Origin of the sequence: Spirillospora sp. NPDC047418 (assembly GCF_040643275.1) — a bacterium.
In the GTDB taxonomy this organism is placed as follows: Bacteria; Actinomycetota; Actinomycetes; order Streptosporangiales; family Streptosporangiaceae; genus Spirillospora.
Genome location: NZ_JBEYTW010000082.1, coordinates 1 through 18,691, shown reverse-complemented (window position 1 = coordinate 18,691; position 18,691 = coordinate 1). Strand labels below are relative to the sequence as shown.

Genomic DNA, 18,691 nt, shown 5'->3' with positions numbered 1-18,691 from the left:
GACCAGCCGGCGGCCGTCGGCCGGGGCGGTTGGCGTGCCACGGGCGGCCCGGCCGCGGGTGGGCGGCCGGGGCGCGTGGGCCGGGTGGGTCACTGGGACTTCTGGTAGGTCCTTATCGAGTAGATGGCCAGGGCCACGGTGGCGACGGTCAAGGCCAGCAGCCAGGTGCCGTGCATGGCGGCCGAGGGCCAGTCGGGGGTGGCGGACAGGGCCCCGCGGGAGGTGTCCAGGGCCCAGCTCACCGGGTTGGCGGTGGCGACGTGCCGGATCCAGGACGGCATCAGGTCCTTGGGCATGAACGCCGAGGACAGGAAGGTGAGAGGCAGCAGCAGCATCACGTTCAGGCCGATGATGGTGTTGCGGTCCCGGACGAGCAGCGCGAGCGTGTTCGACAGCGCGGCGAGGACGACGCCGATCAGTACCGCGGCGGCGACGAGGACCGCGAGCCCGGTGGGGCCGCCGGGGTAGTCGGCGCCGGCCGCCCAGCCCAGCAGGATGATCACGAGGGACTGGAAGGCCGTGCTGAGGGCCTGCTCGATGACGCCGGCGTTCACCAGGGCGCCGCGGCGCACCGGGGTGACCAGGAAGCGGTTCAGGGTGCCGCGCTCGATCTCGTCCATGGTGGCCATCCCGGCGAACGAGTTCAGCGACACCGCGTTCATGATCACGACGCCGGGGACGATGTAGTCGAGGTAGGACCGGGCGCCGAAGCCGGGGAGTTCGGCGACCCCCTGGAACAGCTCGCCGAACAGGAACAGCCAGATCATCGGCTGCGCCAGCGTCATGACGAGGACGGCGGGGTTGCGCGCCAGCGCCGACAGCCGCCGGTGGGTCATCCACCAGGTTCCGGCCGGCAGGCCGGTCGGGAGGGCGCTCATCGGGCGCCTCCGGCGGTGACGGGCTCGGCGTCGGCGAGGCGGCGTCCGGCGTAGCGGAGGTAGACGTCGTCGAGGGACGGCCGCGCGACGGTCGCCGCGGCGGCGGGGACGCCGGCCTGGTCGAGGGCGGCGAGGAGGGCCGGCACCGCGGATGCGCCGTCGGCCGTGCGGGCGCTGAGGCGGCGCCCGTCCAGGGTGATCTCGCCGATGCCGGGCAGCCGCCCGAGGGCCTCCCGGACCAGGGGCCCGGGCGGCGCATCCCGCCATTCGACGTGGACGGCGTCGCCGTGCAGTTCGCCCTTGAGGCCGTCGGGGGTGCCGGTCACGACGACGCGGCCCTGGTCCACGATCGCCAGCCGCCCGGCGAGGCGGTCGGCCTCGTCCAGGTAGTGGGTGGTCAGCAGGATGGCGAGGTCGTCGTCGCCGGCGAGCCGGGCGATCTCGGCCCACAGGGACGCGCGGGCCTCCGGGTCGAGCCCGGTGGTCGGCTCGTCCAGGAAGAGGACCCGCGGGCGGTGGACGAGCCCGAGGGCGACGTCGAGGCGCCGCCGCATGCCGCCCGAGTAGGTCTTCACGGGACGGCCCGCCGCGTCCTCGAGGCCGAAACGGGCGAGCAGTTCGGCGGCGCGGCGGCGCGCCCGCGCCCCCGGCAGCCCGTACAGGCGCCCCTGCAGGACCAGGTTGTCGCGGCCGCTCGCGTCGGGGTCGGCGCCGGACTTCTGCGACACGACGCCGATGACGCGCCGGACCCGGCCGGGCCTGCGCAGGACGTCGTGCCCGGCGACGGCGGCGGTGCCCGCGTCCGGCCGGATCAGCGTGGTGAGGATCTTGACGGTGGTGGACTTGCCCGCCCCGTTGGGGCCGAGCAGCCCGAGGATCTCGCCCGGCCCGACCGTGATGGACAGCCCGTCCAGGGCCCGGACGTCGCCGGGGTAGTTCTTCACGAGGCCCTCGGCCTCGATGGCATGCGCCATGGTCTCCTCCGTTGCAGCGCAACGTGCTCGACGGAGGGGTCCCGGATAGGCTTGAGTCGCGTGCTCGCCGCCAGGTCCCGCTCCGCGTGGGTTCTCGGTGGTGGGTTCTCCGGCCCGGTGGTGGTGTTGCCGCACCGCCGCCGGGCCGTCTCGCCGGCTACTCCCCGGGGGCTCCCCTCTCCGCCAGTGCGGCGATCTCGGGCGGCATCTCACCGGTCCGGTGGAACGCCCGCCACAGGTCGAGGCCGGGCAGCGTGCCGTCCTCGATCTCGGCGAGGAAGCCGCGCACCCACGCCGCCTCCGCGCGCCGGATGGCGAGGTCGTACTCCTCCTCGATCAGGAAGATGCGCGGGACCTCGGTCTCGGCCGCCAGCGCGGCCTCGTCGCCGGCGATCTGCCGCTCCATCGTGCCGAGGCGCCGGCGCAGCAGCCCGGCCACCTCGTCCGGCGCCAGGGCGCCGAGGACCGACAGCCCGGCCTCGAAGCGCGGCACGTCCCGCTCGGGCACCGTGATCAGCTCGCGGACCCAGTCGGCGAGCTCCCGCGTGCCGGCGTCGGTGATGCGGTAGACGGTGCGCTCCGGCCGCGCCCCCTCGCGGGCGCTGCCCTCGACGGCCAGGAAGCCGTGCTTCTCCAGGTTGCCCACGACGGTGTAGAGCGAGCCCCACTTGATGTCCATGTCGCGCTCCTTTCCGCGCGCACGCATCAGGGCGGCCATCTCGTACGGGTGCATCGGCCTGGCGGAGACCGTGGACAGCACGGCGAGCCCCAGGAGGTTGCCCACCTTGCGCCGCTTGGCCATCTCGCCCTCCTCGTACACGAGTACTCGTAGACGAGTATTGCAGGTGCGCTCCACGCCGTCCACCCCGGTCCGCGAGATCCGGAGGGGGTAGAGAACACTGCGTGGACTTCTCCAGTGCGGCCGACGAGCTCTACGGCGTCCGGCCCGCGGACTTCGTGGCGACCCGCAAGCGGCTTGCGCAGGGCGCCAAGCAGGACGGCGACGCGGCGCTCGCCGAGCGGATCCGCGCGCTGCGGCGTCCGACGCTGTCGGCGTGGGCGGTCAACCTGCTCGCCCGCTCCGCCGCCGGCGACCTGGACCGGCTGCTGGACGTGGGCGCCGAGATGCGCTCGGCATGGGGCTCGGGCACCGGCCTCGGCGACCTGGAGCGGCGCCGCGCCGAGCTGATCGCCTCGCTGGTGCGGTCCGCCGGCGACCTCGCGGCCGAGGCCGGCAACGCCCTGCGCGAGCAGGCCGTCCGCGAGGTGGAGGACACCCTCCAGGCCGCCACCGTGGACGACGCCATCGCCGGGGAGGTCCGCGAGGGACGCCTCTCCCAGCCGCGCAGCCACACCGGTTTCGTCCCCGCCGGGTTCCCCGTGGCCCCGCCGGACGAAGAGCGCCCCGCAAAGCCGGGACCGAAGCCGAAGCCGGAGAAGGCCGCTCCCGGGCGGGCCCCCGCCGAGGACGCCGGGAAGCCGGCCCGGCCGAAGGCGAAGGCGAACGTCACGCGGACGAGCGCCGCGCGGGCCCGCCGCGCGGAGGCGCTGGGCAGGCGCGCCGCGGAGGCCGAGCGCAGGCTGGCCGAGCGCGGGGAGCGGGCGGACGAGGCCAGGCGCGCGGCCGAGGACGCGTCCGCCGAGGTGGGGCGGCTCCGCCACGACCTGGACCGGGCCGTCGCCGCCCGGGACGCGGCGGCCCGCCGGGCGGAGCGCGCCGAGCAGAACCGGGCGCGGGCGCAGGAGGCGGCGCGCGAGGCCCGCACGGCCGCCGCCGAGGCCCGCCGCGCCGCCGACCGCGACGCCCGCCACGGCTGACCGCCACGGAACCGGCCACTGCGGGCGCAACCCCTCCGGACGCGACCATTGCGAGCGCAACCCCTCCGGGCGCGACCACCGCGGCAGCCTCGCCACCCCGGCGGCGAATCGGATGTTCGGCATGAAGTAGGTTCGACCAGAACGTCATTCGATAATCCGAGGGGGCGCGCGGTGACGGCACCGGTCGTGGAGCAGCCGACTGACTGGACCGAGCCGGGCGCTCATCCGGTGGTGCCGGGGGTGCACCGGATCCCCCTGGCGCTGCCCATCCCGTCGCTGCACGCGGTCAACGTGTACGTCATCGAGGACGCCGAGGGCCTGGTCGTCATCGACTCCGGCTGGGCGATGCCCGACACGCGCGCGTCGCTGGAGCGGGCCCTCCGCTCGCTCGGCCACGGGCTGGACGACGTGGCGCAGTTCCTCGTCACCCACGCGCACTGGGACCACTATTCGCAGGCCCTCGCGCTGCGCGAGTCGTTCGGGACGCGGGTGCGGATCGGCCGCGGCGAGCGGACGTCCATCGAGGCGTTCGACCTGCACCGCGGCCTGCACCCCCGGCAGGTCGAGATGCTGCGCCGCTGCGGCGCCGGCGCCCTCGCCGACGAGATCGCGGGCCTGCCGGTGGACCGTTCCGAGCGCGACGTCCCGCACACCCTGCCGGACGCCTGGCTGGACGACGGCGAGCGCGTCGGCCTGACCGCGCGCGGCCTGGACGTCTTCGCCACGCCGGGCCACACCCGCGGCCACATCGTGCTCCGCGACGCCGCCGAGGGGCTGCTGTTCGCGGGCGACCACATCCTGCCGCACATCACGCCGTCCATCGGGCTGGAGACCGAGCCGGAACCGAAGCCGCTGCGCAGCTACCTGGAGTCGCTGCGGCTGGTCCGCGGCATGCCGGACACGCTGCTGCTCCCCGCGCACGGCCCGGTGAAGGCGAGCGTGCACACCCGGATCGACGAGCTGGTGGAGCACCACGCCGAGCGCCTCGACGCCGCCGCCGCGCAGGTCCGCGCGGGCCGCGGCACGGCGTTCGAGGCCGCCGCGGCCATGCCGTGGACGCGCCGCAGGCGCGCGCTCGGCGACCTCGACGCGTTCAGCCGGATGCTGGCCGTCCTGGAGATCGAGGCGCACCTGGACGTGCTCGCCGACCGGGGCGTGCTGGACGCCCACGACGAGAACGGCGTCCGCCGCTACGCCGCGAAGGGCTGACCCGCCCCCGGGCGCCGGGAATCGGCCGGGTTACGCTGATCCTCCGCTTTCCCCGGCCGAAGGAGCGGCGATGACGCTCGCCCCCGAGTTCACCGCGATCACGTCACCGGAGGAGCTGCGCGAACTCCTCGGCGCGCCGATGCGAAGGGCGATCGACAAGGAGCGCCGCACGCTGCACGCCTGGGACCGGGAGTGGCTCGCCCGCGCTCCGATCTGCCTGATCTCCACCAGCGACGCGGACGGCAACTGCGACGTCTCCCCCAAGGGCGACCCGCCCGGGTTCGTGCACGTCATCGACGACACGACGATCGCCATCCCGGACCGTCCCGGCAACCGCCGCGCCGACGGGTTCATGAACGTGCTGGGCAACCCGCACGTCGGGCTGATCTTCCTGATCCCTGGCCGCGGCGAGACCCTGCGGATCAACGGCCGCGCGACGCTCGTCCGCGAGGCCCCGTTCTTCGACGAGATGATCGTCAAGGGCAACCGCCCTGCCCTCGCCCTGGTCGTGGACATCGAGCAGATCTTCTTCCACTGCGCGAAGGCGCTGATGCGCTCGAAGGTGTGGAAGCCGGAGACGTGGGACCCGGAGGCGCTGCCGTCGCACGCCCGGATCGTCAAGGACGTCCAGTACACCGAGGAGAACCTGGAGCAGTTGGAGGAGTACTACTCCGAGCGCAACTACTCCAAGAAGCTCTACGGCGCCTGACCCGGTGACCGGCCGGCCCGGCGGCCGGCGCTCGGCCGAACCCCCGCGCGCCGTGCGCGGGGGGTCGATCGGTGGTGCGGCCCGGTCAGCCGCTCTTGCGGCGGAACTGCCGCTGGTGATCGGCGCGCTCGTGCTTGCCGCGCACCTTCGAGCCGCTCCTGCCGGACTCGCCGGTGTTCTTGCCCGCCGCTCCGCGCTTGCGCTCCAGGGCCTCCCGGAACCTGCGCTTCACGTCGTCCTCGCCGTCGGCGGGCTCTCCTGACGTCTCGGCCATGCGGACCTCCAGCTCTCTTAGGGGCACCCCCCAGCCTCACATACCGCCGGGTGGATCGGCCATTCGGCCCCTCCCGGAAGATCAACTTGGGAGATTCCGCCGCAAACCGTGCCAGTGGTGATCGTTCTCTCCTAAGGTTTGTGCACGTGGAGCCCCAGACGCCGCAGGCAGAATCCGTCCCCGCGCATCCGCCGCTGGAGGCGCTCGCCGTCCAGCCACTGCTGAACCGCGACTTCGAGTCCCGGCCCGCCGTCTTCTACGAGCGGCTCCGCGAGGAGTACGGGCCCGTGGCGCCGGTGGACGTCCTCGGCGTCCCGGCGTGGCTCGTGATCGGCTACCCCCAGACCCTCGACATCCTGCGCGACACCCGCGGCATCTGGAGCAGGCGGGTGGAGAACTGGCGCCACTACCGGGACGGCGCCGTCCCGGCCGACTGGCCGATGCTGCCGGTGGTCGAGTCCGACAACTCGGCGTTCCGGGACGGCGCCGACTCGACCCGGCTGCGCAGCGCCTGGGCCGAGGGCCTGCGGCCGTACCAGGACCGCACCCGGCCCGAGGCCAAGGCGCTGGAGCAGGCCGTCCGGCGGCACGCCGACGAGCTGATCACCGTGCTGTCGGAGAACGGCGGCCCGTCCGGCTGGGCCGACCTGTCCGCCCAGTACGCGCGGCCGCTGCCGCTGATGGTGATCGGGCGGCTGCTCGGCACGGGCGGCGACGGGGACGACGAGCTGATCATCGACCTGTGGCGGGTGATGGACGCCGGCCCGGACGCGCAGGAGGCCTCGGCCCGGCTGCTCGCCCGGGTCGCCGACGTCTGCGCGGCCCGCACGGCCTCCCCCGGCGCGGACCTGCCGTCCTTCATGCTCGGCGCGGTCCCGGACCTGACCGCCGAGGAGCTGACCCGCGAGATGGCGATGATGACGGGCCTCGTCGGCGACGTGACGGGGACGCTGATCTGCAACACCATCACCGAGGTGCTGATCGGCGAGACGGGGGCGCGCGACAGCATGTCGGCCGGCATGCTCCAGGAGGCGATCAACCGGGCGTCGGCCGCGAACCCGCCGATGGCGAACCTGTCGTTCCGGTGGCCGAAGACCGACGTCCGCGTCGGGCGGTTCCAGATCGCGGCCGGCGACCCGGTCATGGTGTCGCCCGCCGCCGCGCACCTGGACCCGGCGTTCACCGCGTCCACCACGCCGGACTCCATCTACAGCTCCCGCGCCCACCTGGCCTGGAGCGCGGGCCCGCACGCCTGCCTCGGCCGCGACCTCGCCACCACGATCACGACGATCGCGGTGGAGCGGCTGTTCGACCGGTTCTCCTCGCTGCGGCCGGCGCTGCCCGCCGACCAGCTTCCGTGGCGCTCGTCCCCGCTGATGCGGGGGCTGCGGTCGCTGCCGGTCATCTACGAGATGGCGGGGAGCCCGCCGGAGCCGGGGCCCGCCGCGGCCGCCGATCCGGAGGAGGCCGCGGCCGAGACGGCGGCCGACGGGGGCGGGGCGAACTCGCTGGTGCGGCGCGTCCTGCGGCTGATGCGCCGGTCGTGACCGGCGGGGCCGCATGTTTGGACACGGGCGCCCGGGAACGTTCTCCCCGGTAGGCGCGCAGGGAGGACGAACGATGCCTGACATGAGCGACAAGCACGGCCCGAAACTCGACGACGAGATCGCCCGCGAGACGCAGGGCATGGTCCGCGGCGGGCACCCCACGCACGCCGAGGAGTTCAAGGAGACCGAGCCGTTCTCCGACGACGCCCCAGCCGACCCGACGCGGGCCGCCGCCGACGACCGGGAGGGCTCCCCGCCCGGGATGAGCGCGCAGGACGTCGAGGGCCGCAGCACCCTCGCCCGGATGCTCACCGGCGCCCGGTACCCGGCCCGCCCGAACGAGCTGATCCGGCACGCCGCCGAGGGCGGCGCGCCCGACGACGCGGTCGACCAGCTGCGGACACTGCCCAAGCGCGAGTACGAGAACGTCGCGGACGTCGCCGAGGAGCTCGGCTACGGCCGCGAGGAGCGCCGTTACTGACGACGCGCCCGGCGTTCGCGCAGCAGCGGGATCTGGCCGCCGGCGGCGACCAGGTCCCGCTGCCGTGCGGACAGGCGGTGCCGCGCCCGGTACGTCTCGCCCTTGGTGACGTTGCGGACGTCGATCTCGTTCCCGGCCTTCAGCGCCTCCCGGACGTTCTCGACGCGCAGCACGTCGCCCTGCTCGACGCGGTCGTAGTCGGCCTCGCCGGCGAACTCCAGGGGCAGGATCCCGAAGTTGACGAGGTTCTGCCAGTGGATCCGCGCGTACCCGCGGGCCAGCACGAGCCGCAGCCCGAGGTGGCGGGGCGCGATCGCGGCGTGCTCGCGGGACGAGCCCTGCCCGTAGTTGCGCCCGGCGACGACGGCGTGCGGCCCGGTCCCCCGGGCCCGCTCCGGGTAGCCCTCGTCGAGCTGGACGAAGGTGAAGTCGGCGAGCCGGGCGATGTCGCTGCGGAACGGCAGGGCCCGCGCGCCCGCCTGCAGGATCTCGTCGGTGGACACGTCGTCGCCGACCTTGATGACGACGGGGACCTCGAACTCGTCCGGGAGCGGGTCCAGTTCGGGCAGGACGCCGATGCTGGGCGCCTTGTCCAGTTCGACGCCGCGCGCCTCGTCCTCGGGCGGCGGGGCTTCGAGCATCGCGGTGTTGACGCTGGACTCCGCCGGGAGCCGGACGGCCGGCGGGGCCGCGCCGAGGTCGCGCGGGTCGGTGATCCGGCCGGTGAGGGCCGCGGCGGCGGCGGTCTCCGGCGAGCACAGCCAGACCAGGTCGTCCTTGGTGCCCGAGCGGCCGGGGAAGTTGCGCGGGACGGTCCGCAGGCTGTTGCGGCCGATGGCGGGCGCCTGCCCCATGCCGATGCAGCCCATGCAGCCCGTCTGGTGGATGCGGGCGCCGGCCTGGACGAGGTCGGCGGTGGCGCCCATGCGGGTCAGGTCGACGAGGATCTGCCGGGACGTCGGGTTCACGTCCAGTGACACCCGCGGGTGCACCTGGCGGCCCCGCACGATCGCCGCGACGGACGCGAAGTCGCGCAGCCCCGGGTTCGCCGACGACCCGACGACGACCTGGTGGACCTCCTCCCCCGCCGCCTCCCGCACCGGGACGACGTCGCCGGGCGAGCCGGGCCGGGCGATCAGCGGCTCCAGCTCCGACAGGTCGATCTCGTCGGTGACGTCGTAGGAGGCGTCCGGGTCGGCGGCGATCTCGGTGAAGTCGTCCTCGCGGCCCTCGGCGCGCAGGAACTCCAGGACCCGCTCGTCCGACGGGAACACCGTCGTCGTCGCGCCCAGCTCGGCGCCCATGTTGGCGATGACGTGCCGGTCCATCGCGGTGAGCGCCGCGATGCCGGGCCCGTGGTACTCGATGATCCGGTTGACGCCGCCGCGCACGCCGTGCCGCCGCAGCATCTCCAGGATCACGTCCTTGGCGCTCAGCCAGGGCGGCAGCTCCCCGGTCAGCCGGACGCCCCAGATCTCCGGCATCGTCACGTGCAGCGGCTCCCCGGCCATCGCCATCGCGACCTCCAGCCCGCCGACGCCGACCGCGAGCATGCCGAGCGACCCGGCCGCGCACGTGTGGGAGTCGGAGCCGACCATCGTCGCGCCGGGCACCCCGAACCGCTGCATGTGCGTCGGGTGCGACACGCCGTTGCCGGGTTTGGAGTACCAGAGCCCGTACCGGCGGGCGGCGGACCGCAGGAAGATGTGGTCGGCCATGTTGCGCTCGTCGGCCTGCAGCAGGTTGTGGTCGACGTACTGGACGGACACGTCCGTCCTGACCCGGTCCAGGTCGAGGGCCTCCAGCTCCAGCATCACCATCGTGCCGGTCGCGTCCTGGGTGAGCGTCTGGTCGACGCGGATCCCGATCTCGGTGCCGGGCGCCGTCTCGCCGCTCACCAGGTGCGACGCGATCAGCTTCCGGGCGACGTTGCGACCCCCCGTGCCGTTGGCCATGGTCCTCAGCTCCTCCGTTCGTCGTTGTCCGCGGGGACGCTCCCGATCCGGCGCGGTGCGCGGGCGGCCCGGTCGGCGGGCCGCCCGCACCAGTGGTTCAGCGCGTCGCGGATCTCGGCGGCGCGCCGGTCCGGGGAGGTCTCGTCGGTGGCCCACGCGATGTAGCCGTCCGGGCGCACCAGCGCGGTCGTGCGGGTCGCGCGGCCCGCCAGGGCGCAGTGCACCCGGCCCGCCCACCGCTTGGTCGCCAGATAGGTGACCGCCGGGTCGTTCGCGGCGACGACCAGCACGAACCTCCCGTCGCCGAGCAGGGCGCGCAGCCGCGCCGGGCGGCCGGCGAGCGGGACGTCCGGGGCGCGCCGCCCGGCCAGCCGGTGCGCGCCGCGCGGCGCCGGATAGGCGATGCCGATGCCGGAGACGGCGCCCGCCAGCCGCCGCGCGACCGGCCGGACGCGGGTCGCCGCCCAGGCCGCGGCGCCGCGCGCCGCGCGCAGCGGGCGCGGCTCGGCGAGTGCGAACCGCAGCAGCGCCCCGCTGCCGCGCAGCACCTGCCGCCCGACCGGATACCGCTCCTCGTGGTAGCTGTCGAGCAGCCACGACGGCGCCCAGCCCCACAGTTCGGCGGCGAGCTTCCAGCCGAGGTTCGCCGCGTCCTGCACGCCGGTGTTCATGCCCTGCCCGCCCGCCGGGGAGTGGACGTGCGCTGCGTCCCCGGCGAGGAACACCCGTCCCGTCCGGTACCGGGGGACCTGGCGCTCGTCGCTGTGGAACCGGGACGTCCAGCGGGGGTCGCGCATGCCGTGGTCGGTGCCGAGCGCCCGGCGGACCACCTCCCGCAGCTCGGCCATGTCGACCGGCTCGGAGTCGGCCGCCTGATGCCGCCGGTTCCAGGCGATCACCCGGTACCAGCCGTCGCCGAACGGGGCGACGAACGCGAACGCGTCGCCGACCGCGCCCACGGACAGGACGTCCTCGGGCACCTCGTCCAGCCGGACGTCGGCGAGCATCACCGACCGCACTGCCGCCCGGCCGGGGAACGGCAGCCGCAGTTCCCGCCGCACGGTGCTGCGGACGCCGTCGGCGCCCACCACGTACGAGGCCCGGCGCGTCTTGGTGCCGCCGTCGGCCGTCCGCACGTCGACGTCCACGCCCGCCGCGTCCTGGCGCAGTGCGACGACCTCGGTGCCGTGCACGACCTCCGCCCCGGCGGCGAGCGCCCGCTCCCGCAGGACGCGTTCCGTCTCGTACTGCGGTGTGACGAGGACGAACGGGAAGCGCCCCGGCAGCCGGGAGAGGTCGAGCGCGGCCGAGCCGAGCAGCCGCAGCGCGGCGACCCGCCTTCCCGTGGCGACCAGCTCGTCGGCGACGCCGCGCGCGTCCAGCATCTCCAGGGTGCGGGCGTGCACGGCGAACGCCCGCGTCAGACCGCTCGCCTCCGCGGCGCGGCGTTCCAGCACCGTGCAGCCGATGCCCGCCGCGGCCAGGTCCCCCGCCAGCAGCAGCCCCGTCGGGCCCGCCCCCACGACCAGCACGTTCCCGGTGGGCCTCCCGGTGGGCGCCATCACGCTCCCCTCTCACCGGGGGCCGGCGGCCGGCCCCCGCCCAGGGAACACTTCCCAGGAACAGGGCGTCCTCACGCCGCCGGGAGGCCCGATGCGGCAGGGGCTCTCAGCCCTGCGCGCGGCTCTCCCGCCCGGCCCGCTCCCGCTCCCGGAGCTGGAACTTCTGGATCTTCCCGGTGGACGTCTTGGGCAGCTCGGCCACGAACTCGACGGTGTCGGGGGCCTTGTACCGGGCGAGGCCCGTCCGGACGTGCTCGACCAGTTCCGCCCCGGTCGCGGCGTGCCCGTCGCGGAGCACGACGAACGCCTTGGGGCGCTCGCCCCACTTCTCGTCCGGGACGGCGACGACGGCGACCTCCAGCACGGCCGGATGCGAGTCGATGGCCCGCTCGACCTCGACCGTCGAGATGTTCTCGCCGCCGGAGATGATGATGTCCTTGGACCGGTCGCGCAGCTCGACGTAGCCGTCCGGGTGGCGGACGCCGAGGTCGCCGGAGTGGAACCAGCCGCCCCGGAACGCCGCCGCGGTCGCCTCCTCGTCGCGGTGGTAGCCCTTCATCACGTTGTTGCCGCGCATGACGATCTCGCCGAGGGTCTCCCCGTCGGCGGGGACGTCGTTCATATCGTCGTCGACGACGCGCAGGCCGTCCGTCTGGACCATGCCGACGCCCTGCCGGGCCAGCAGCCGGGCCCGGTCGCCGGCGGCCAGGTCCGGCCAGCCGGGCTGCGGCTCGCACACCGAGTACGGCCCGTAGGTCTCGGTCAGCCCGTAGACGTGCACGATGCTCGCGCCGAGCCGCTCCATCTGCCCGATGACCGTCGGGCTGGGCGGCGCGCCCGCCGTCGTCACCGTCAGCGGGCGCTCCAGCGGATGCGCCTCCGGCGCGTTCGCGATCGTCACGAGCACGGTCGGGGCGCCGTTCAGGTGCGTGACGCCCTCGGTGTCGATGAGCCGCCACACCTCCGCGGCGACGACGGCGCGCAGGCACACCTGCGTCCCGCCGATCGCGGCGAGCGCCCACGGAGTGCACCAGCCGTTGCAGTGGAACATCGGCAGCGTCCACAGGTAGACGCTCTCGGGGCTGTGCCGCGAGTGCAGGACCTCGCCGAGCGCGTTCAGGTAGGCGCCGCGGTGGGTGTAGACGACGCCCTTGGGACGCCCCGTGGTGCCGGACGTGTAGTTGATCGAGATGGCGGCGTTCTCGTCGTGGACGTCCCAGGGCAGCGGGTCGTCCGAACCGCGCGCCAGGAGGTCGCCGTAGGTGACGCCGCCCACGGCCGGGTCGGGATCGGCGCCGGTCGCCGGGATCGTGACGACCTGCGGCAGGACGTCCGCGATCGGCGCGACGGAGGGATGCAGACCCGCGTCCACGACGAGCGCCTTCGCCCCCGAATGGTCGACGATGTACCGGATCTCTTCCGGGGCGAGCCGCGTGTTGATCGCGACGAGGACCGCACCCGCCAGCGGCACCGCGAAATGGGCCGCGAGCAGTTCGGGCACGTTCGGCGCCAGGTAGGCGACGCGGTCACCGGGCTCGATCCCGGAGGCCCGTAACGCGTTGGCGAGCCGCGTCACCTCTCCCGCGAACTCCGCATACGTGGCGCGGCGGTCTCCGTAGAGGTAGGCGGCCTTGCCGGGGAACACCTCCGCCGACCTACCGAGAAACGCGAGAGGAGTGAGCGACGTGTAACCCGGACCGTTCTCCATGGGAAGCCTCCGGTGCCATTCGGATGTGGCCTGCGTCTCAAAGGATCCCACGCACTCCCACCCCCGCATGGAGCCGGCACCGGTCCATGCCGCACCCTTGGAACAAGATCGCGCCAAGGAGGGCGAGCATGACCGTATCCCGGCTCCGCGACATCCCGGGCATCGGCGTGGACGAGATCGGCGACGCCGCCGACGCCGCGTCCGACCCGGAGTTCCTGCGGCTGGAGAACCTCGACACCGACGTCCGGCCCCCGGCGGCCGCGCTCGCCGCGACCCGCGCCGCCGTGGACGACGACGCGGCCAACAGCTACCTGCCGTTCCAGGGGCACCGCGGCCTGCTGGAGGCCGCCGCCGCGCACGTCGGGCGGATCGCCGGGCGCGCCTACGACCCCGGCACCGAATGCGTGAGCGTCGCGGGCGGCCTGAACGGGATCACGAACACGCTCCTCGCCACGGTCGAGCCGGGCGAGGAGGTCGTGCTGTGCGACCCGATCTACGCCGGGCTGGTCAACCGCGTCCGCCTGGCCGGCGGCGTGCCCCGCTTCGTCCCGTGCACGCCCTCGCCCGCCGGGTGGACGGCCGACCCGCAGGCGCTCGCCGACGCGATCGGCCCCCGCACGGCCGCCGTGCTGATGATGGGCCCCGCGATGCCGACCGGGCTCGTCCTGGACGGGACGCACTGGATGGCCATGGCCGACGCCCTGAACCGGCACGACGCCTGGCTGATCTACGACGCGGCGATGGAACGCATCCGCTTCGACGGACGCCCGCCGGACCATCCCGCGCGGATCTCGGGCCTGGCGGAGCGGACGATCACGGTCGGGTCGGCGTCCAAGGAGCTGCGGCTCATCGGCTGGCGGGTCGGCTGGGTCGCCGGACCCGCCGAGATCCTGCACGACGTCCGCCTCGTCGGGCTGACCAACGTCGTCTGCCAGGTCGGCATCGCCCAGCGGGCGGTGGCGGACGCGCTCGCCGCCCCGGACGCCGACGCGGACGTGGCCGCCGCCACCGCGATCTGGCGGGAGCGGTGCGAGGCGATCCTCCGGCAGCTGTCCGATCTGCCGGTCGTCCGGCCGGACGGCGGCTGGTCGCTGCTGGTCGACTGCCGGCCGCTCGGCCTGTCGCCCGCCGGCCTGTCGCGGCGGCTGTTCGACCGCGCGAAGGTCGCGGCGACGCCGATGGACGGCTGGGGGCCGTCGGGGGCGCGCTACCTGCGGCTCGTCTTCGCCAACGAACCGGTCGAACGGCTCGGCGACCTCGCCGAACGGTTCCGCCGGGCGCTCTAGCCCTGCGCGTTGCGGGTCAGGATGGAGACGGCCTTGACGGTCGTGTAGCCGCGCCATTCCAGTTCGGCGGCGGGCGAGTAGCTGGCGAAGTCGACGCGCCATCCGCCGTCGTCCTGCTGCTGTTCGTCGAGGCGCCGCAGTTCGGCGTGCACGAGGTCCTCGTCGAAGAGGTCACGTGCGGGACGTCCGGGATAGGGGGCGAAGTCCAGGGGCCGCATCATCTCGTCCTCCAGCCCGCCTTGGACGTGCACGAGGCCGTTCTCAGGAATGTGCCGGCCGAGCAGACGGAGGGTTTCGCCGTCTTCGATGGCGTCGGCCAGCCACATGGCGAACGCGAGCTCCAGTGCGTGCAGCTCGTCCTTCTTCCGGACGGCGTCGAGGCAGTAGCGCGTCGCACGGTCGAGCCAGGCATGCTTGGCGACGGCCTCGTCATGGGCGGCGACGCGGTGCGCCATGGCCGTGACGACAGCGGTGATCTGCAGCGAGGACGCCTGCGTGTCGGCACCCGCCCAGAACGGGGCGCTTCCGGCCGGGTCGGGCATGGGCAGCGCGAACGGGATACCGCCGTCCGGAAGGGTCACGGACTCCAGCCAGTCGCAGAGCGCGACGGCCTCCGGGGCCGTGAACGGGGCCAGCTCCTCGAAGACCTCGAACGCGTGCAGGGCGGGGCCCGTCTGACTCGTCCGCGACCGTAGGTCGGGTTCGAGTCCGTGCCCGTAACCGCCGTCGGGATTCCGGTAGGCGTTCAGAGCGGCCAGCAGAGCGTCCTTGTCGCCCTCGCCGATCAGCAGCTCGAAACGGCGCCGATCGAGCGGGCGCGCATGCGTGGCCATGAAGTCGGATGCCTTATCGATGTCCATGCCTCCAGCCTGACCACCCGAAGCGCACCCGTCTTGCAGGTTTCGGCCATCACCAGGTATGGACCAGTTCCTTCGGGCTCCGGTGGATCAGGTTCGGCTGCATCTCCACCGGCCCTTCCAGCCGGAGGCCCGGCAGCTCGCGGGTCAGCGTCTCCAGCGTGACCCGGACCTGCTCGCGTGCCAGCTGGGCGCCGGGACCACGCGTGCACACCGTGCCCGAACGCCAGATGCCGGGCGGGCTTCCGGGTGATGTCGAACTCGTCGGGACGGATCCCGGCGGCCGTCGAGGAGGCCGCGCGCTACGACACCGCCATCCAGGGCTTCCGGCGGGTCACCACCCGCCCGGTGACGCTGGCCGGGAACGAGCTGCCCGAAGGGGCCGAGGTCTTCGTCGCGTTCGGTGCGGCCGGGCGCGACCCCGGCGCCCACGAGATCAGCCCGGGACGCTCGCACAGCAGTCCCCACTGCTCCCGGTTCCGCAGCAGGTGCAGGACGGCCGTGCCGATCAGCGCCGTGGTCGTGAGATGCCCGGCGAGCATCAGGTTCTGCAGGTTGGAGATGGCCCGCGGCTCAGCGGCTCCCGCACCCGCCGGTGGTCGTCGCCGTCGGCGGTGAGCACCACGGGCCGTCCCGCCGACAGCGGCCGCAGCCGGGGTCTCGCGCGCCCGGGAGTAGTGGGGGTAGGGGTCGCTCCGGTCGAAGTGCACGATCGTCCCTCCACTCGGGTGACCAGCCCAACGTAGTGGCGGGAAAAGGGAATGCGCGCCGGGAACGGCGCGGCCTAGCCTGGCCGCATGGACGTGAGTTTCGAGCGGACGGGCGAACGCCGGTACGCGACCGTCGTCACCCTGCCCGGGCGGCACCCGCGCCGGATGGATCCCGCGCCCGGCTACGACGACCACATCCCGCACGACCTCGTCCACTACCTCACCGAGGCGGAGCTGGGTTTGGCGTCAGGGGTGTTCGGGCGCGCGGCGGCGGGCGGCGGCGGCTTCACCGAGACGGCCGAGACGCCGGGCGACCCCCGCCGCCGGGCCCGCGAGCAGCGCAGGCTGAAGAAGCGGGAGGCGTCCCTGGACAGGGCCGACCCAGGCGACATGGGCAGGTCCGAGTACCTGGCGGGCCTGTGCGACATCGCCTGGCGTCGCCGGGCCGGGGCCTCCACGCCCGAATGGGCGCGGCGGAAGCAGATTCCCCCCGAGGACACCGCTGCCGTCGGCCGCATCCTGGACCGCCTGGACGAGGTGGCGCCGCTCTGGCACGAGCTGCCGGTCGGCGGCGCGCTCACCTTCACCTGGCCGAGTACGCAGGTCGTCGGCTAGCCCTCGCGGCGGGCCGCTAGCCCTCTTGGAGGGCGAGGCCCAGCGTCCGGAACTGCTCGACCGGACGGTGGTAGCCGCGCTCGATGTGGTGGACGCCCCGCAGTGTGGACGGCCCTTCCGCGACCGCCGCCGCCAGCACCGCCGAGAACCCGGCCCGGATGTCGGGCATGGTCACGTCCCCGCCCCGGAGCTTGGTCACGCCCCGCACGACGGCCGAGTGCAGCGCCGCCGTGTCGTGGTACCGGCACGCCGGACCGCCCAGGCACGTGTCGTAGACCTCTATCTCGGCGCCCATGCTCTGCAGCGCCGGCACGTACGCGAGCCGGTTCTCGTACACGGTCTCGTGCAGCACCGACATGCCCTCGGCCTGGGTGAACAGCACCATGAGAGGCGTCTGCCAGTCGGTCGCGAACCCCGGATGGGTGTCGGTCTGCACCGCCGCCGGATGCAGTCCGTCCGGCGCCGACGCCATGATCCAGTCGTCGGTGATCTCGAACTGCGCGCCCATCCGGGTCAGCGTCGTGATCGCGGTGACGAGCCGGTCCTGCGGGCATCCGTGCACCCGCACCTCGCCCCCGGTGACCAGGCCCGCGACGAGGTAGGAGAACGCTTCGATGCGGTCGCCGTCCAGCCTCGTCTGCGCGCCGCTCAGCCGCTCGACGCCCTCGACCACGATCCGCCGGTCGGGTGCGAAGGAGATGCGCGCGCCCATCCGCTGCAGGAACAGCGCCAGTTCGACGATCTCCGGCTCCATCGCCGCGTTGCGGATGACGGTCTTCCCCTTCGCCCGCACCGCCGCCAGCAGGACGGTCTCGGTCGCGCCGACGCTCGGATACGGCAGCTCGATGCGCGCACCCACCAGCCTCGACGCCCGCGCGTGGATGCCGTCGGCCGCATAGGTCATCTCGGCGCCGAACGCCCGCAGCGCGTCCACGTGGAAGTCGACGGGCCGCCTGCCGATCGGGTCGCCCCCGACCAGCGGCACGAACGCCTCGCCCGCCAGGTGCAGCAGCGGCCCCAGCATCAGGATGGGGATGCGGTTCAGGCCGGTGAACGCCTTGCCGACGCTCGGGTCGGCCACCGGCCCCGGAACGACCGTCACATCGCCGCCGGACCGCTCCACGGTCGTTCCGACGTGCTCCAGCATGCCCGCCGTGATGCCGACCTCGCCGACGTCCGGGGCGTTGCCGATGGTGCTCGGCCCGTCCCCCAGCATCGCCGCGACCATGTGCTTGCTGACCGCGTTCTTGGCCCCCCGCACGGTGACGTCCCCGCGCAGCGGCCCGGACGGCTCGATCCGCCAAAGCTTCTCAGTCACCCGTGCAGCCTACGGCGTCCCCGCCACGCACCTGCCGAAATCACCGCAACCCCGGCACGCGCTCCCGGCGGACGACCTCGGCCCAGACGCAGGTCTCCGCCTCCCCGCGCCGTACGCCCCACCGCTCCGCCACCGCCTCGACGATCATCAGCCCGCGCCCGCACTCGGCCCCGAGCCCGGCCTCCCGCACCACCGGCTCCCCTCCCCCTCCATCACTGACCTCCACCCGGACGTGCTCGTCGTTCCCGGTCAGCAGCAGCCTGATCCGCTCCCCCGCCCCGTGCGCGACCGCGTTCGTGCCCAGCTCACTCGTGATCAACTGCAGGTCCTCCGCGTCGATGCCCTCCAGTTCCAGAGCCCCGTCCACGTACCGCCGCAGCAACGCCACGGACGACGCGTCCCGATCCACCGTCAACGCCCCGAGCACCACCATGGCCGCCATCTCGTCCTCCCATGTCCGACACTTCGTGAATTTGCCGCATCACACTCCGTCACGCGACCAGCGCCAGCATGGACAAACACCGCCCGAACGCGCCCTTCGATCCCCCGACACCGGGAATTCCCCGCCCGGGAATTCTCTGATCTTGACGTTCACTCCCACCGACCAGCCGATTAATACAGAATGAGATCGGACGGCCACGGAGGGAGACAGCCAATGCCCGATGAACCGACCCCGGACGTGCGCACCGTGCGCCTAGTACTCCAGTTGTAGATCGCGATCTTCATGCTTGAGTGGCTTGTCGGTGGTAGTGGCTGGCCTGGGATCGGGCCTGGTGACGGCGTCGCCAGT

19 protein-coding genes are annotated in these 18,691 nt (G+C 73.8%); 7 read left to right on the top strand and 12 right to left on the bottom strand.

Annotation, left to right across the window (positions count from 1 at the left end; genetic code table 11):
• Positions 1 to 89: 89 nt before the first annotated feature.
• From ABZ806_RS34770 to ABZ806_RS34760, 3 genes are all read right to left on the bottom strand, one after another.
• The gene (locus ABZ806_RS34770) at positions 90 to 878 is read right to left on the bottom strand and encodes an ABC transporter permease (protein WP_500221729.1); all 789 of its coding nucleotides are present in this window, start codon (positions 876 to 878) and stop codon (positions 90 to 92) included.
• Positions 875 to 1,852, bottom strand: a complete 978-nt coding sequence (locus tag ABZ806_RS34765; RefSeq protein WP_500221727.1) for an ATP-binding cassette domain-containing protein — start codon at positions 1,850 to 1,852, stop codon at positions 875 to 877. Before ABZ806_RS34765 ends, ABZ806_RS34770 begins: the two co-directional genes overlap by 4 nt.
• 157 nt (positions 1,853 to 2,009) lie before the next feature.
• Positions 2,010 to 2,654, bottom strand: a complete 645-nt coding sequence (locus ABZ806_RS34760; protein WP_500221725.1) for a PadR family transcriptional regulator — start codon at positions 2,652 to 2,654, stop codon at positions 2,010 to 2,012.
• A 101-nt stretch (positions 2,655 to 2,755) separates the two neighbouring features.
• Here ABZ806_RS34760 and ABZ806_RS34755 point away from each other — a divergent pair, with 101 nt between their 5' ends.
• From ABZ806_RS34755 to ABZ806_RS34745, 3 genes are all read left to right on the top strand, one after another.
• The gene (locus tag ABZ806_RS34755) at positions 2,756 to 3,670 is read left to right on the top strand and encodes a hypothetical protein (RefSeq protein ID WP_500221723.1); all 915 of its coding nucleotides are present in this window, start codon (positions 2,756 to 2,758) and stop codon (positions 3,668 to 3,670) included.
• Positions 3,671 to 3,841: 171 nt separating this feature from the next.
• Positions 3,842 to 4,879 (top strand): MBL fold metallo-hydrolase, encoded by a 1,038-nt coding sequence (locus tag ABZ806_RS34750; RefSeq protein ID WP_500221721.1) that lies wholly within the window; start codon positions 3,842 to 3,844, stop codon positions 4,877 to 4,879.
• Positions 4,880 to 4,949: 70 nt separating this feature from the next.
• A complete protein-coding gene (locus tag ABZ806_RS34745; RefSeq protein WP_500221719.1) occupies positions 4,950 to 5,588 on the top strand; it encodes a pyridoxamine 5'-phosphate oxidase family protein in 639 nt (212 codons plus the stop codon).
• An 85-nt stretch (positions 5,589 to 5,673) separates the two neighbouring features.
• On the opposite strand, the gene ABZ806_RS34740 is transcribed toward ABZ806_RS34745, so the two are convergent.
• A complete protein-coding gene (locus ABZ806_RS34740) occupies positions 5,674 to 5,862 on the bottom strand; it encodes a DUF5302 domain-containing protein (protein ID WP_500221717.1) in 189 nt (62 codons plus the stop codon).
• Between the two features lie 146 nt (positions 5,863 to 6,008).
• Here ABZ806_RS34740 and ABZ806_RS34735 point away from each other — a divergent pair, with 146 nt between their 5' ends.
• Positions 6,009 to 7,409, top strand: a complete 1,401-nt coding sequence (locus ABZ806_RS34735) for a cytochrome P450 family protein (protein ID WP_500221715.1) — start codon at positions 6,009 to 6,011, stop codon at positions 7,407 to 7,409.
• 82 nt (positions 7,410 to 7,491) lie between these two features.
• Positions 7,492 to 7,890, top strand: a complete 399-nt coding sequence (locus ABZ806_RS34730; RefSeq protein ID WP_500221714.1) for a DUF2795 domain-containing protein — start codon at positions 7,492 to 7,494, stop codon at positions 7,888 to 7,890.
• Here the strand turns inward: ABZ806_RS34730 and ABZ806_RS34725 are convergent.
• The 3 genes from ABZ806_RS34725 to ABZ806_RS34715 all read right to left on the bottom strand — a co-directional run bounded on the left by ABZ806_RS34725 (position 7,884) and on the right by ABZ806_RS34715 (position 13,115).
• Positions 7,884 to 9,845 carry an aconitate hydratase gene (locus ABZ806_RS34725; RefSeq protein ID WP_500221713.1) on the bottom strand — a complete coding sequence of 654 codons (1,962 nt, stop codon included), beginning with the start codon at positions 9,843 to 9,845 and terminating at the stop codon, positions 7,884 to 7,886. The genes ABZ806_RS34730 and ABZ806_RS34725 overlap by 7 nt on opposite strands.
• A gap of 5 nt (positions 9,846 to 9,850) precedes the next feature.
• A complete protein-coding gene (locus ABZ806_RS34720) occupies positions 9,851 to 11,407 on the bottom strand; it encodes an FAD-dependent monooxygenase (RefSeq protein ID WP_500221712.1) in 1,557 nt (518 codons plus the stop codon).
• A 106-nt stretch (positions 11,408 to 11,513) separates the two neighbouring features.
• Entirely contained in the window at positions 11,514 to 13,115 is a 1,602-nt protein-coding gene (locus tag ABZ806_RS34715; protein ID WP_500221711.1) for a long-chain-fatty-acid--CoA ligase, read from the bottom strand.
• A gap of 128 nt (positions 13,116 to 13,243) precedes the next feature.
• Here ABZ806_RS34715 and ABZ806_RS34710 point away from each other — a divergent pair, with 128 nt between their 5' ends.
• Entirely contained in the window at positions 13,244 to 14,401 is a 1,158-nt protein-coding gene (locus ABZ806_RS34710) for a pyridoxal phosphate-dependent aminotransferase (RefSeq protein ID WP_500221710.1), read from the top strand.
• On the opposite strand, the gene ABZ806_RS34705 is transcribed toward ABZ806_RS34710, so the two are convergent.
• From ABZ806_RS34705 to ABZ806_RS34695, 3 genes are all read right to left on the bottom strand, one after another.
• Positions 14,398 to 15,261 carry a hypothetical protein gene (locus ABZ806_RS34705; RefSeq protein WP_500221709.1) on the bottom strand — a complete coding sequence of 288 codons (864 nt, stop codon included), beginning with the start codon at positions 15,259 to 15,261 and terminating at the stop codon, positions 14,398 to 14,400. The two genes, ABZ806_RS34710 and ABZ806_RS34705, sit on opposite strands and share 4 nt — an antisense overlap.
• Before the next feature lie 49 nt (positions 15,262 to 15,310).
• Positions 15,311 to 15,472, bottom strand: coding sequence for a hypothetical protein (locus ABZ806_RS34700; protein ID WP_500221708.1), 162 nt, complete (start codon positions 15,470 to 15,472; stop codon positions 15,311 to 15,313).
• Between the two features lie 88 nt (positions 15,473 to 15,560).
• Positions 15,561 to 15,968, bottom strand: coding sequence for a hypothetical protein (locus tag ABZ806_RS34695; protein WP_500221707.1), 408 nt, complete (start codon positions 15,966 to 15,968; stop codon positions 15,561 to 15,563).
• Between the two features lie 87 nt (positions 15,969 to 16,055).
• Between ABZ806_RS34695 and ABZ806_RS34690 the strand changes: the two genes are divergently transcribed.
• Positions 16,056 to 16,583, top strand: a complete 528-nt coding sequence (locus ABZ806_RS34690; RefSeq protein ID WP_500221706.1) for a hypothetical protein — start codon at positions 16,056 to 16,058, stop codon at positions 16,581 to 16,583.
• Between the two features lie 16 nt (positions 16,584 to 16,599).
• On the opposite strand, the gene murA is transcribed toward ABZ806_RS34690, so the two are convergent.
• Together murA and ABZ806_RS34680 are read right to left on the bottom strand one after the other, a co-directional pair.
• Positions 16,600 to 17,901 (bottom strand): UDP-N-acetylglucosamine 1-carboxyvinyltransferase, encoded by a 1,302-nt coding sequence (murA, locus tag ABZ806_RS34685; protein WP_500221705.1) that lies wholly within the window; start codon positions 17,899 to 17,901, stop codon positions 16,600 to 16,602.
• A 40-nt stretch (positions 17,902 to 17,941) separates the two neighbouring features.
• Positions 17,942 to 18,343, bottom strand: coding sequence for an ATP-binding protein (locus tag ABZ806_RS34680; RefSeq protein ID WP_500221704.1), 402 nt, complete (start codon positions 18,341 to 18,343; stop codon positions 17,942 to 17,944).
• Positions 18,344 to 18,691 lie beyond the last annotated feature (348 nt).

Excerpts from the sequence above, each read along its gene's own strand:
- ABZ806_RS34730 (WP_500221714.1), top strand. The coding sequence starts at position 7,492 with ATGAGCGACAAGCACGGCCCGAAACTCGACGACGAGATCGCCCGCGAG.
- ABZ806_RS34680 (WP_500221704.1), bottom strand. The coding sequence starts at position 18,343 with ATGGCGGCCATGGTGGTGCTCGGGGCGTTGACGGTGGATCGGGACGCG.
- ABZ806_RS34765 (WP_500221727.1), bottom strand. The coding sequence starts at position 1,852 with ATGGCGCATGCCATCGAGGCCGAGGGCCTCGTGAAGAACTACCCCGGC.
- ABZ806_RS34745 (WP_500221719.1), top strand. The coding sequence starts at position 4,950 with ATGACGCTCGCCCCCGAGTTCACCGCGATCACGTCACCGGAGGAGCTG.
- ABZ806_RS34725 (WP_500221713.1), bottom strand. The coding sequence starts at position 9,845 with ATGGCCAACGGCACGGGGGGTCGCAACGTCGCCCGGAAGCTGATCGCG.
- ABZ806_RS34715 (WP_500221711.1), bottom strand. The coding sequence starts at position 13,115 with ATGGAGAACGGTCCGGGTTACACGTCGCTCACTCCTCTCGCGTTTCTC.
- ABZ806_RS34690 (WP_500221706.1), top strand. The coding sequence starts at position 16,056 with ATGGACGTGAGTTTCGAGCGGACGGGCGAACGCCGGTACGCGACCGTC.
- ABZ806_RS34760 (WP_500221725.1), bottom strand. The coding sequence starts at position 2,654 with ATGGCCAAGCGGCGCAAGGTGGGCAACCTCCTGGGGCTCGCCGTGCTG.
- ABZ806_RS34710 (WP_500221710.1), top strand. The coding sequence starts at position 13,244 with ATGACCGTATCCCGGCTCCGCGACATCCCGGGCATCGGCGTGGACGAG.
- ABZ806_RS34720 (WP_500221712.1), bottom strand. The coding sequence starts at position 11,407 with ATGGCGCCCACCGGGAGGCCCACCGGGAACGTGCTGGTCGTGGGGGCG.
- ABZ806_RS34740 (WP_500221717.1), bottom strand. The coding sequence starts at position 5,862 with ATGGCCGAGACGTCAGGAGAGCCCGCCGACGGCGAGGACGACGTGAAG.
- ABZ806_RS34705 (WP_500221709.1), bottom strand. The coding sequence starts at position 15,261 with ATGGACATCGATAAGGCATCCGACTTCATGGCCACGCATGCGCGCCCG.
- ABZ806_RS34770 (WP_500221729.1), bottom strand. The coding sequence starts at position 878 with ATGAGCGCCCTCCCGACCGGCCTGCCGGCCGGAACCTGGTGGATGACC.